This window comes from Streptomyces hypolithicus (genome assembly GCF_052934925.1).
Window position 1 is genome coordinate 2,620,234 of record NZ_CM128811.1, and the last position, 13,519, is coordinate 2,633,752.

7 protein-coding genes and 1 pseudogene are annotated in these 13,519 nt (G+C 69.5%); all 8 read right to left on the reverse strand.

What is annotated here, in order from left to right; all coding sequences use genetic code 11:
* Positions 1-191: 191 nt before the first annotated feature.
* The gene (gene tmk, locus ACU6WZ_RS12290) at positions 192-3,494 is read right to left on the reverse strand and encodes a dTMP kinase (RefSeq protein WP_447033322.1); all 3,303 of its coding nucleotides are present in this window, start codon (positions 3,492-3,494) and stop codon (positions 192-194) included.
* A gap of 478 nt (positions 3,495-3,972) precedes the next feature.
* Positions 3,973-6,840: a type I DNA topoisomerase gene (gene topA / locus ACU6WZ_RS12295; protein WP_447033324.1), complete on the reverse strand. Its 2,868-nt coding sequence runs from the start codon at positions 6,838-6,840 to the stop codon at positions 3,973-3,975.
* Between the two features lie 212 nt (positions 6,841-7,052).
* Positions 7,053-7,250: a hypothetical protein gene (locus ACU6WZ_RS12300; protein ID WP_447033326.1), complete on the reverse strand. Its 198-nt coding sequence runs from the start codon at positions 7,248-7,250 to the stop codon at positions 7,053-7,055.
* Positions 7,251-7,425: 175 nt separating this feature from the next.
* Entirely contained in the window at positions 7,426-8,973 is a 1,548-nt protein-coding gene (locus ACU6WZ_RS12305) for a DUF7059 domain-containing protein (RefSeq protein WP_447033327.1), read from the reverse strand.
* 118 nt (positions 8,974-9,091) lie between these two features.
* On the reverse strand, positions 9,092-9,676 hold the full coding sequence (locus ACU6WZ_RS12310; RefSeq protein WP_447033328.1) for a small secreted protein: 585 nt from the start codon (positions 9,674-9,676) through the stop codon (positions 9,092-9,094).
* Positions 9,677-9,875: 199 nt separating this feature from the next.
* Positions 9,876-12,296, reverse strand: a complete 2,421-nt coding sequence (locus ACU6WZ_RS12315; RefSeq protein ID WP_447033329.1) for a sodium-translocating pyrophosphatase — start codon at positions 12,294-12,296, stop codon at positions 9,876-9,878.
* A gap of 258 nt (positions 12,297-12,554) precedes the next feature.
* The gene (locus ACU6WZ_RS12320; RefSeq protein WP_447033331.1) at positions 12,555-13,043 is read right to left on the reverse strand and encodes an ATP-binding protein; all 489 of its coding nucleotides are present in this window, start codon (positions 13,041-13,043) and stop codon (positions 12,555-12,557) included.
* Positions 13,044-13,135: 92 nt separating this feature from the next.
* A pseudogene (locus ACU6WZ_RS12325) lies at positions 13,136-13,488 on the reverse strand (anti-sigma factor antagonist).
* Positions 13,489-13,519 lie beyond the last annotated feature (31 nt).

The window sequence follows — 13,519 nt, forward strand, 5'->3', positions numbered from 1 at the left end:
GGCGATGATCCACCCCGATGCGGCCGTTTCCCGGCCGCATCCACCCGCATGCCCCCTCGTTCTCCCCGCACACCCGCACCCCAGCCTCCGGAAAATCCGGAGGCCCTTCCCTTACGACCTCCCCCACGGTACGGAGCGGGCTCCCGACGCCCTGCGACTCGCTGATCCGCTCCCTATCGTGGGGGAGGTCGTCAGCTGCGGCCGCCCCTGTTGCCCTTGTTGCCCCTGCCGCCCCGGCGGTCGCTGTCGGCGTCGGCGGTGCCGTCGCCCTGCTCGGCCCGTTCGGCATGATTCGACTCACGGCCGCCGAGGAGTTCGTCCGCCAGTGACGGCAGATCGTCGAGCGGAGTCTCCTCGGCCCAGTCCGAACGCCGGCGCGCGCGGGCGTTCTGGCCGGCCGTGGGGTGCGCCTGCTCGGGATCGAGCCACGGCAGCTCCCGCGTACGGTCGTTGCTGTCGCCGCCCTGCTCACCGCCGTCGCCCCCGTCCGCGCCGCCCCTGCCGCGCTCGTCGCGCTCGTTGCGCTCGTTGCGCTCGTTGCGCTCGTTGCGCTCGTCGCGGAAGAAGCCCGGAGGAACCCGGTCCGACGGCTGCTGAGCAGGGTCCGCCCGCCGCTCCCGCACCGGCGGCAGCACGGTTGTCTCGTCCATCGGCCTGGCTTCGCGTACCGGGGGGAACACCATCGTCTCGTCCGCGGGGCCCCCGTCCCGTACCGGCGGCAGGACGGCCGTCTCGTCGACGTCCCCCTTGCGCATCTCGACGCGCGGAGTTCGTACCGTCTGCGTTACCTCGTCGGGGCGGACGACCGGCGTCGGCACAGTCAGCTCAGCGTCGGAGGGCTCGGACGGCTCCGAGCGCGCCTTCCCGGCAGCCTGCGCGGAGCCCGACGCCGACGCCATCGAGGCCGCAGCCGACGCCGCGGCCGCCGACTCCGCCAGTCGGCGTGCCTCCTCCGCCCGCAGCAGTGCCTCCTCCGCCTTGCGCTGCTTCTCGCGGCGGCGTTCCTCCGCCTCCGCCCGCAGCCGGGCCTCCTCCTCGGCCTGCCGGCGCAACCGGTCCTGCTCAGCGGCCCGCGCCTTCTCCTCGGCCTCGCGGCGCCTGCGCTCCTCCTCCGCCTGACGCCGTGCCTCCTCGGCGCGCTGCCGGGCTTCCTCCGCCTGCCGCTCGGTCTCGCGTCGGCGCGCCTCTTCGATCTCGTGGCGCTTGCGCTCCTCCTCCTCGGCACGGAGCCGGGCGAGCTGTTCCTGGCGCACGCGTTCCAGGCGCTCCTCTTCCGCCTTGCGGGCGGCCTCTTCCTCCGCCCGTCGGCGCGCCTCTTCCTCGGCTGCCTTGCGCGCCTCGATCTGCGCCTTCACCTCTGCCTCGGACAGCGGCAGCACCTGGTCGAGGCGGTGGCGTACGACGGTGGTCACGGATTCCGGCTCCTGGCCGGCGTCCACCACGAGGTAACGCCCCGGATCGGCGGCGGCCAGCGTCAGAAAGCCGTGCCGCACCCGCGCGTGGAACTCCGGGGGCTCCGACTCGAGCCGGTCCGGCGCCTCCGTGAAGCGCTCGCGTGCGGTCTGCGGCGAGACGTCGAGCAGAACCGTCAGATGCGGTACGAGCCCGTCCGTGGCCCAGCGCGAAATCCGGGCGATCTCGGTCGGCGACAGATCCCGCCCGGCGCCCTGGTAAGCGACAGAGGAGTCGACGTACCGGTCGGAGATCACCACGGCGCCGCGCTCCAGCGCCGGACGCACGACGGAGTCGACGTGCTCGGCGCGGTCGGCGGCGTACAGCAGCGCCTCCGCGCGGTTGGACAGGCCCGCGCTCGACACGTCCAGCAGGATGGAACGCAGCCGCTTGCCGATCGGCGTCGCCCCCGGTTCACGCGTGACGACGACCTCGTGGCCCTTGGCCCGGATCCACTCGGCGATCACCTCGACCTGGGTGGACTTGCCGGCCCCGTCACCGCCCTCGATGGCGATGAAGAAACCGGTGGCGGCGGGCGCCTGACCGGGCTCGCCGCCGCGCAACGCCTCCCGCAGGTCACGGCGCAGGGGGACGCCCTGCCGGTCATCGGCCTTCGCGAGAACCGTCGCCGCGACGGGCAGCAGCAGCGCGCCGACCAGCATCAGTGTGAAGGCCGCTCCGCCGTGGGCGAAGACGAAGCTGCCGTTCGCCATCCGGTGCGGTCCGATGGCGGCGGCCAGCAGCGGGGCGGCGACCGCGCCCACGGCCATGGCGACCCGCACGACGGCGTGCAGGTGCTCGGTCGTCCGGGCCCGCCGGAAGTCCTCGGTCTCCTGATCGAGCAGCGCGTGCCCGGTGTGGGCGGCGACCCCGGCGGAGAAGCCCGCCAACAGTGTGATCATGAGGACGGTGGCGGTGTCGGGCACCAGCCCCATCGCGAGCAGAGCGACACCCGTGGCGGCGATCGCGAGCGAGAGCAGGCGGCGCCGCGACAGCGTGGGCAGCACCTTCTGCGCGCTGCGGATGCCTATGCCGGTGCCACCGGTCAGCGCGAGGAAAAGCAGGGCGAAGGTGACGGGGCCACCGTCGAGGTCCTTCGCGTGCAGTACGGCGACGGCCGCTGCGGCGGTGACGGCTCCGGCGACGGCGGCCGAGGCCGTGACGATCAGCGGGATGGCGCCGGTACGTCCCTTGTCGGCGCTCGTTCCCGTCCTCGGCCGGCGCAGCCCCTCCAGGGGGGAGCGGGCGCGGGGCGTCTGGGTGCCGGGCAGCTCAAGGAAGAACAGTGTCGACACCGAAGCGGCGAACAGGCCTGCGGCGACGTACGACCCGAGCGCGGCCTGGTGCAGCGAGAACCAGTCGATGCCGGCCCCGAGCAGGTTGCCCACCAGGGTGGCCACCAGCAGGACGGCGGCCGCCGCGGGCAGGGCGACGAACGTCGTGCGCATGGAGAGGCGGCGCAGCGCGTCCAGGTGGTCCGGCAGCGGCCGTACGCTCGCGCCTTCCAGGGGCGGCGCCGGCAGCAGCGAAGGCGCCGCGCTCTCCTTGGCGACCGCCCAGAAACGCTCGGCGACACCCGTCACGAAGACAGTGGTGAGGAGTACGGCCTGGGCGTTGTCCGGGGTCCAGTCGATCCAGAGCGGGGCAACGACTAGCAGGGCGAGCCGCAGCCCGTCCGCGCCGATCATCGTCCAGCGCCGGTCCAGGGGACCCGCCGGCGCGGTCAGCTTGGCGACCGGCCCTAGGAGCAGGGCTCCGAAGAGGAATGTGGCCAGAATACGAGCCCCGAACACCGCGGCTACAGCGAATGCCGCACCGCGATAACCACCGCCGAATGACCCCTGCGAGATCGCCACTTGGAGCGACAGCAGCAGCAACACGAGGACGGCGAGGGCATCGCCGGTGTTGCCGACGAGTTGTGCGCTCCACAACCGCCTGAGCGGGGGGAGGCGCAGCAGGGCTCCTACGGCTCGCTCGCGTGAGTCTGCGGCTAGTGCGTCGGTCGTGGGGCTCACGACCGTTGGCTGCTCGGCTCGCGTCATCCGCCCAGCCTATCCGGAGCCCACCACTCCCCGGAGGCCACGCCCGAACAAACGCCCTTATGCGAGGTACGGCGCCTCACTCGTCGCAGGAATCCTCGCAGAAATCCTCGCAGAAATCGTCGTGGAACTAGGGGGTGTCCGACAATTCCCCGCGGCGTCGCGACGCCCGGCACGCACGCTCGCAGCGTTGCCGAAAAGCCCCAGTAGCTCCGCTACGAGGACTGTCCGGCGCCTTGCGATCGCACGCACCGGACGCCGCACCTTGACCCACGGGGAATTGTCGGACACCCCTAGCTTGAGATTTAACCTCGCCGCTCGAACAGTCGGCTTCACGGAACCAGCATGCGCACCGTTTGTCCCGACTTGCTTAGATTTCCGACTGTGCTGCGGAGCCTGCTCGTGCGGCAGGAAGGGCTGGTCGGAGCTGTTCGAATCCGGAGGTTAAATCTCAAGCTAGTCGTGGACCTCAGTGTGGGCTTCAGCTCTCGCTGCCCGGCTCGGCAGCAGTGGTCTTCTTCGCGGCCGCCTTGGCGGTCGTCTTCTTCGCCGCGGTCTTCTTCGTGGCCGTCGTCTTCTTGACGGCCGCCGTCTTGGTGGCCGTCGTCTTCGCGGTGGTCGTCTTCGTGGCGGCCTTCTTGGCTGTTGCCTTCTTGGCGGGGGCCTTCTTCGCCGCCTTCTTGGCCGTCTTCTTCGCCGGACCCTTCGCGCGCTTCTCCGCCAGGAGTTCGTAGCCCCGCTCGGGGGTGATCTCCTCCACGCTGTCGTCGCTGCGCAGCGTCGCATTGGTCTCGCCGTCGGTGACGTACGCGCCGAAGCGCCCGTCCTTGACAACCACCGGGCGCTCGCTGACCGGGTCCGTGCCCAGCTCCTTGAGCGGCGGCTTGGCGGCCGCCCGGCCCCGCTGCTTGGGCTGGGCGTAGATCACCAGTGCCTCGTCGACCGTGATCGAGAAGAGCTGGTCCTCGGTCTCCAGAGAGCGCGAGTCGGTGCCCTTCTTGAGGTACGGGCCGTACCGGCCGTTCTGTGCCGTGATCTCGACGCCCTCGGCGTCGGCACCGACCACGCGCGGCAGCGACATCAGCTTGAGGGCCTCCGCCAGCGTCACCGTGTCCAGCGACATCGACTTGAAGAGCGAGGCGGTGCGCGGCTTGACCGCGTTCTTCCCGGTCTTCGGGGTGCCCTCGGGCAGGATCTCGGTGACGTACGGCCCGTACCGGCCGTCCTTCGCCACGATCTGGCGGCCCGTCTCCGGATCGGCGCCCAGATCGAAGTCGCCGCTCGGCTTGGCCAGCAGCTCCTCGGCGTACTCGACGGTCAGCTCGTCGGGGGCCATCTCCTCCGGCACATCGGCGCGCTGGTGGTTCTCCTCGTCCTTCTCGCCGCGCTCGACGTAAGGACCGTAGCGGCCGACCCGCAGCACGATGCCTTCGCCGACCGGGAACGAGGAGATCTCGCGGGCGTCGATCGCACCGAGGTCGGTGACGAGTTCCTTGAGACCGCCGAGGTGGTCGCCGTCGCCGTTCCCGGCGTCCGCCGCGCCGCCGCCGGCGTCGCCCTCACCGAAGTAGAAACGCCGCAGCCACGGCACGGCCTGGGCCTCGCCACGCGCGATGCGGTCGAGGTCGTCCTCCATGCGCGCGGTGAAGTCGTAGTCGACGAGCCGGCCGAAGTGCTTCTCCAGCAGGTTGACCACGGCGAAGCTCAGGAAGGACGGCACCAGGGCCGTGCCCTTCTTGAACACGTATCCGCGGTCGAGGATCGTGCCGATGATCGACGCGTACGTCGACGGGCGTCCGATCTCTCGCTCTTCGAGCTCCTTGACCAGCGACGCCTCCGTGTAGCGGGCCGGAGGTTTGGTGGCGTGCCCGTCGACCGAGATGTCCTCGGCCGAGAGCCCGTCGCCCTGAGCGACCTGCGGCAGCCTGCGCTCACGGTCGTCGAGCTCGGCGTTCGGGTCGTCGGCGCCTTCCACGTACGCCTTCATGAAGCCGTGGAAGGTGATCGTCTTGCCGGACGCCGAGAATTCGGCGTCTCGGCCGTCGCTCGCCCGGCCACCGATCTTCACCGTGACGCTGTTCCCGACGGCGTCCTTCATCTGCGAGGCGACGGTGCGCTTCCAGATCAGCTCGTAGAGCCGGAACTGGTCGCCGGTCAGGCCCGTCTCGGCGGGGGTGCGGAAGCGGTCACCGGACGGGCGGATCGCCTCGTGCGCCTCTTGCGCGTTCTTGACCTTGCCGACGTACGTGCGCGGCTTGTCCGGCAGGTAGTCGGCGCCGTACAGCTGCGTCACCTGGGCACGGGCGGCGGAGACGGCGGTGGCGGAGAGCGTCGTGGAGTCCGTACGCATGTAGGTGATGAAGCCGTTCTCGTACAGCTTCTGCGCGATCTGCATGGTCGGCTTGGCGCCGAAGCCCAGCTTGCGCGAGGCCTCCTGCTGAAGGGTCGTCGTACGGAACGGGGCGTACGGCGAGCGGCGGTAGGGCTTGGACTCGACGGAGCGGACGGCGAACGTCGAGTCGGCGAGGGCGGCGGCCAGGGCGCGCGCGTTCGTCTCGTCGAGGTGCAGGACGTCACTCTTGAGTTGTCCCACGGAACTGAAATCGCGGCCCTGGGCGATGCGCCTGCCGTCGACCGTCGTCAGGCGGGCGACCAGAGAGGACGGGTCGGAGGCGTCACCGGTGCGTCCCGTGGAGAACGTGCCGGTCAGGTCCCAGTACTCAGCAGAACGAAAGGCGATCCGCTCGCGTTCCCGTGCGACGACAAGACGTGTGGCGACGGACTGGACACGGCCGGCGGACAGCCGGGGCATGACCTTCTTCCACAGGACCGGCGAGACCTCGTAGCCATAAAGGCGGTCGAGGATGCGGCGGGTCTCCTGCGCGTCCACCATGGGCTTGTTCAGCTCGCGGGGGTTGGCCACCGCCTCGCGGATCGCGTCCTTGGTGATCTCGTGGAAGACCATCCGGTGGACCGGGACCTTGGGCTTCAGGACTTCCTGGAGGTGCCACGCGATGGCTTCGCCCTCGCGGTCCTCATCGGTGGCGAGGAAGAGTTCGTCGGACTCCGCAAGGAGCTCCTTGAGCTTCCTGACCTGCGACTTCTTGTCAGCGTTGACGACATAGATCGGCTGGAAGTCGTTCTCCACGTCGACACCGAGACGACGCACCTCACCGGTGTACTTGTCGGGAACCTCGGCGGCGCCGTTCGGGAGGTCGCGAATGTGCCCGACGCTCGCCTCGACGACGTAACCAGGGCCCAGATAACCCTTGATCGTCTTCGCCTTGGCAGGCGACTCGACAATGACGAGTCGGCGGCCGCCGTGTGCGGTCTCGCTGGTCGGGGACAACTTGGCTCTTCTCTCCGGTCGACACACAGTGGTCCATACGTGACGCTGCGGAGTGTGACGGTACAACCCGCCCCCGTGTCAAACGGCAAAAGCCCGCAACGGCCACTCGAACGGTAACCCGACTCCCGGCATTCCTGCCGCCCGGACCGCCCGAGCGTCTCTGCGGCACCCCGCCGGAGACCTCGTGTGGATCCCGTGTGGATCTCTTCCGATCAGATCCGGCCGAAACACCACACTCCGAGGATCACGAAGGCGACTCCGAACCCAGCGGCCAGCGCGAAGGAGATCCCGGGGCTCACTCCGTGCGCGACCGGCGCACGGTGCAGCGCACGCGCCCCCGTCCACCACAGCAGCCCGGTCCCGAACAGCGCAAACGCCGTTCCGGCGAAGATCGCCGGCCCACTCTCCATCTCCGGACCCCTCACCGTCGGACGACCCGGCCACTGGCCCCGAGCCCCGGTCCCGGAACCCGGTCCGGGCCCCCGGACGGTGAGGCTGGCACCCCCGGAACACCGCCCGGCGACGTGGGCACGAACTCCCGGTGAACGGCCGACGGGTGGCGCGCTGTCGCCTCCCCCGCGCGCCCTACGCGCCCTCTCCGTCCGGCTGCTCTTCGCCCAGCGGCTCCAGGAAGCCCTGCTCGACGAGCAGCCGGATCGCGTCCGGCGTACGGTCGCGCAGCAGCACCGGGTCCTCACCGAGCAGTTGCGCGATGGCATCCAGGATGCGCCCGGCGCTGAGCGAACCGTCCGACACGCCCGCGAAGCCCGCACCGACCGTGTCGACCTTGGTCGCGCGTCGCATGCCCCGGTTCTGGCGGAGCACCACGTATTCCGGGTCTTCCGCGCCGGGGAGCCCGATCTGCTCCTGCACGACCTCGTCGGCGAGCTTGAAATGCCCGGCGAGCAGAGCCGCGTCGTCGTGTGTCCGCAGATAGTCCTGGCGTGCGAAGTGGGCTCGTACGACAGGGCCGAGGGGCTGTTCGACGGGGTGCGGCCACTCTTCGACAGTGATCGACGGGTGCGCGCTTTCGGACTTGCGCAACGTGATCCAACCGAATCCCACGGCCCTGGTCTTGCGGGCGTCGAACTCGTCGAGCCATGCGTCGTAGCGCGCGGCGTACTGCGCGGGGTCGGTGCGGTGGTCGCCGCCGTCACGCAGCCACAGTTCGGCGTACTGCGTGATGTCCTGCACCTCGCGCTGCACGATCCACGCGTCGCAGCCGGCCGGCACCCAGGAACGCAGCCGCTCCTGCCACTCCTCACCGTCCACATGCTGCCAGTTGGCCAGGAACTGGGCGTATCCCCCTTCGTTCAACCGCTCCCCCGCTCCCTGAACGAGCGTGCGACACAGATCGTCCCCGCCCATCCCGCCGTCGCGGTAGGTCAGCCGCGCACCCGGCGAGATGACGAACGGCGGGTTGGAGACGATCAGGTCGTAGGTGTCCGCCCCGACCGGGTCGTAGAGCGAGCCTTCGCGCAGGTCGGCGTCGGGCGCGCCGGAGAGCCCGAGGGTGAGCCGGGTGAAGTGCAGGGCGCGCGGATTGAGGTCGGTGGCGGTCACCCGGACGGCCTGCTGCGCCGCGTGCAGCGCCTGGATGCCGGACCCGGTGCCGAGGTCGAGGGCCCTGGAGACCGGCGTACGCACGGTGATGCCGGCCAGCGTCGTGGACGCGCCGCCCACGCCGAGAACCACACCCCCGTCCCGGCTGCCCGCGCCGCCCGCACCGCCGACCGCCCGGCCGAGGTCGGAGACGATGAACCAGTCCTGGCCGGCGTCGCCGCCGTAGGGCCGTACGTCCACCGTCGCCCGTACGCTGCCGGTCAGTGCGTCTCCTCCGGCCCCCTCTTCGCGCACCAGCCAGCCGTCCGCCAGGCAGCGCTCCAGGGGGAGGGCGGCGCCGGCGCGGGCGACCGGCACGGCCTGCTGGAGCAGGAAGAGCCGCACGAGCGTCTCGAGCGGACTGTCCCCACGGGTCGCTCTCAGCGCGGGCACCGTCTCACTGCGGGCGAGGGCGGCGTACGCGGGCGCGCCGAGCAGGTCGAGCAGCCCGTCGGCGGTGAAGTCGGCCGCGAGAAGCGCTTCGCGGAGGCGGGCGGAGCTTTCGGGCGCGGGGAGGCTGGTCGTACTCACCTCGCCATTGTCACCGCTCCCACTGACAAAAGCTCTCACCGGCCAACGCCGCGCGGCCCGGCCCCTACTGGGGAACCGGGGCCGAGCGGCGACCTGTGGGCCGAGTGGGCGCGCCGGGTCAGGCCTTCGCCGGGGCCGATGCCGAGGTCGATGCGCCCGGCTTCTGGCAGCCGGGCTGCTTGGCCATGGCCTGCCCCACATCGCCGGACTGAAGCTTTTGGAGCGCCTGGTCGCCGCTCTTGCTGATCTTGCTCAGCTCGTCCGCGACGCCCTTGAGGCCATCCGCGAACTTGGCCTGGTCCTTGGTGTCGAGGGCGTCGATCTGCTCCTTGAGATCGGCGTACGACGCGGAGGAGGCGTTCAGCTCCTTGACCGCTTCCGGCTGGGTCTTCTGGCCGTCGTCGACCGGCGGAGCGCCCGCCTTGTCCACGGCGCTGCCCATCGCCTTGTAGGCGTCCGAGATCTGCTGGAAGGCCACGGAGTCCGTCTCCTGGACGTCGGCGGGCTTGCTGTTGTCAGCGGTCTGCTTCTGAATCGAGGTGTTGGCGTCCGAGATCTTCTTCAGCTGGGGCTGCACCTGGTCGCAGACCGTCTTCGCCCAGTCGTTGACCTTGTCGTCACTGTTGTCGTCGCCGCTGCACCCGGACAGCGCCATTACCAGTACCGCGCCGCCGGACAGCGCGGCCGCAAACTTCTTGTTCACCGGATTGGTCCCTTCCAAGGCTCTCGGCCCCGGAACATACACGCCAAGTGGGCGACAACCGCATGCCGTACGTCCAGTTCATGGGCCATTGAAGCCATTTGCACCAAGGGAGAGACACCTCACCACGCGCCTGCCGTCGGGCCGCGAGAGGACGGACGCCACGTCAGAACATGGCGCCCGCCGACTCGATGATCAGGCGTTACGTAGCTGCCCCGGACACGGCCGGTGGGTCCGCAGGACCCGCCATGCGGCCGGCGTCGCCCGCTCCGGAGTTGCCTTCGTCACCCATGGCGATGCCGCGCCGCTTGGAGACGTACACCGCCCCGACGATGACGCCGATGGCCAGGGTTGCCACGACCGCCCGGACGCCGGCGCTGGCATCGGCGCCGTAACTGAACTGCACCACCGCGGGGGCGATGAGCAGCGCGACCAGGTTCATCACCTTCAGCAGTGGGTTGATCGCGGGGCCGGCAGTGTCCTTGAAGGGGTCGCCGACCGTGTCTCCGATGACGGTCGCCGCATGCGCCTCGCTGCCCTTGCCGCCGTAATGGCCGTCCTCGACCAGTTTCTTGGCGTTGTCCCACGCGCCACCGGAGTTGGCGAGGAAGACGGCCATCAGCGTGCCGGTGCCGATGGCGCCCGCGAGGAACGCGCCGAGTGCGCCGACTCCGAGCGAGAAGCCCACGGCGATCGGCGTGAGCACCGCGAGCAGACCGGGGGTGATCAGCTCGCGCAGCGCGTCCTTGGTGCAGATGTCGACGACCCGGCCGTACTCGGGCTTCTCCGTGTAGTTCATGATCCCGGGATGCTCGCGGAACTGCCGCCGCACTTCGTAGACCACCGCGCCCGCCGAACGGGACACCGCGTTGATCGCCAGCCCCGAGAAGAGGAAGACGACCGCGGAGCCCAGCATCAGCCCGACCAGGTTGTTGGGCTGCGAGATGTCCATCTGGAGCCCCAGCTCGCCGACTTTGGCGCCCACCTCGTCGCGTGCGGTCGCGATGGCGTCCTTGTACGAGCCGAAGAGCGCCGCCGCCGCGAGGACCGCGGTGGCGATGGCGATGCCCTTGGTGATGGCCTTGGTGGTGTTTCCGACGGCGTCCAGATCGGTGAGGACCTGTGCTCCCGCACCCTCGACGTCGCCGGACATCTCGGCGATGCCCTGGGCGTTGTCGGAGACGGGCCCGAAGGTGTCCATGGCGACGATGACCCCGACGGTGGTGAGCAGACCGGTGCCGGCGAGGGCGACCGCGAAGAGAGCGAGGATCACCGACGTACCGCCCAGCAGGAACGCGCCGTAGACGCCGAGGCCGATCAGCAACGCCGTGTAGACGGCGGACTCCAGGCCGATCGAGATGCCGGCGAGGACAACGGTGGCGGGTCCGGTCAGTGAGGACTTGCCGATGTCCCTGACGGGGCGCCTGGTGGTCTCGGTGAAGTACCCCGTCAGCTGCTGGATGAGGGCGGCCAGAACGATGCCGATGGCGACGGCGACCAGCGCCAGTACCCGCGGGTCGCCGCTCTGAGCCTTGACGACGGCGTCGGTGACGCCGTCCAGGTCGGCGTACGAGGACGGCAGGTAGGCGAAGACCGCCACGGCCACCAGGACCAGGGAGATCGCTGCCGAGATGAAGAATCCGCGGTTGATGGCAGTCATTCCGCTGCGGTCGGCGCGCCGCGGGGCGACCGCGAAGATGCCGATCATCGCGGTGACCACGCCGATCGCCGGGACGATCAGCGGGAAGGCCAGCCCGGCGTCGCCGAAGGCGACCTTGCCGAGGATGAGCGCGGCGACGAGGGTCACGGCGTACGACTCGAAGAGATCCGCAGCCATGCCCGCGCAGTCGCCGACGTTGTCGCCCACGTTGTCGGCGATGGTGGCGGCATTGCGCGGGTCGTCCTCCGGGATGCCCTGCTCGACCTTGCCGACGAGGTCGGCGCCGACGTCGGCGGCCTTGGTGAAGATGCCGCCGCCGACCCGCATGAACATGGCGATGAGCGCGGCGCCGAGGCCGAAGCCCTCCAGCACTTTGGGGGCGTCGGCGGCGTAGACGAGAACGACACAGGACGCACCGAGCAGACCCAGCCCGACCGTGAACATGCCGACCACGCCACCGGTTCGAAAAGCGATCTTCATTGCTTTGTGGGCGACGGCCGTCAGATCCTTTTCCGGACCGCCGTCGACGGTAGTGGCTTCACGCGCTGCGGCGGCCACGCGCACATTGCTGCGCACGGCGAGACGCATGCCGATGTATCCGGTCGCCGCTGAGAAAAGAGCGCCGACCAGGAAGAACACCGAGCGGCCGGCTCGCTGCGACCAGTTTTCGGCCGGCAGGAGGAGAAGCAGGAAGAACACCAAGACGGCGAAAATACCGAGGGTGCGCAGCTGCCGGGCAAGATAGGCATTCGCGCCTTCCTGCACCGCTGCCGCGATCTCCTTCATCTTTTCGGTTCCCTCGCCGGCCGCGAGGACCTGCCGCACCATCAGCTGGGCGACGACCAGAGCCGCCAGCGCCACCACGGCGACGGCGATCACGATGAGCCGGTTCCCGTCGGTGAGTTCAGCGGCCGCGAGAGTTGCGGGGTGGTCAAGCTGATGCGATGTGAACAGCCCTGCCATTCGTCCTCCTTGACGCTCAGAGCTCAAGATGTGGACGGATTGTAGGGAGTGGAACCAGATCAAAACAGAGCGCGGTGAACCGAATTGACCTTCGTATCGCATCCGATAGAGATCAAATCCGTGAAACGCCGCCAGGAATCGCAAGGGGGCGAACGCGTCTGTACTCGCGAAACGATCTCGAAAAAGATCAAAGGAAATGCGAAAGGCCCTGTCAGCAGGGCCTTTCATGTAGTTCCGACCCATCGGGGCCGACAACGATCAGGGAATCGACGGCGCAGGTGTCGTCGGCCAGCTCATGCGGATCACTCCGCCGAACTCGCCGGTAATGACCTCGACATCGTCGACCAGACCGCTGATGACCGCCAGCCCCATCTCGTCCTCGCCGTCGGAATCCGCTTCGGAGTCCGAGCCGAGAGCTTCGGAGCCGGCGCCAGGTCCGGACCCGGGCCCCGAGGTGCCACGCACCCCGGGAACCAAACCGGCCGAACTGCCCGAGCCAGGCACCTCGTCCCCGACCTCGATGGAGAAAGTTTTCTCCTCCTCGGTCAGAGCGACCCGGACGGGAGCCGCGATGCCGTTGCTGCGGTGGAGTCCCACCGCACGGGTACACGCCTCGCCGACCGCGAGCCGGACTTCGTCCAGCACGGCCTCGTCCACCCCGGCCCTGCGCGCCACGGCGGCCGCCACCAGACGGGCCGTCCTGACGTGTTCGGGCTGAGCGCTGAAGCGGAGTTCAACGGTGGGCATGGCGTCCCCCTCGGACGTACGAGCGTGCTTCTCAGGGGCCCGGGCAGGCAGCCCGGTCCCCTGCTCTCCTTCTTCCAGTGTCCCGGAAGCCGTCAGTCGGTGGCCGCGACGGCTTCGTCGACCGAGGTGTGAATGGGGACACCTTGGTCAGTCCGGTGATTCGGAAGATCTTGAGAATGCGCTCCTGGGTGCAGACCAGTCGCAGCGAGCCCTCATGGGCCCGGACACGCTTGAGTCCGCCCACGAGCACGCCGAGCCCGGTGGAGTCGAGGAAGTCCACGGCCTCCATGTCGACCACCAGGTGAAAACTTCCGTCGTTCACCAACTCGACCAATTGCTCGCGCAGCTTGGGCGCGGTATACACATCAATCTCGCCACCGACCATGACGACCGTACGGTCACCACCAGGTCCGGACACATTGCGAGTCGACAGGGACAGGTCCACGGATCCTCCAGCACCTTGCTATCGAGCGGCC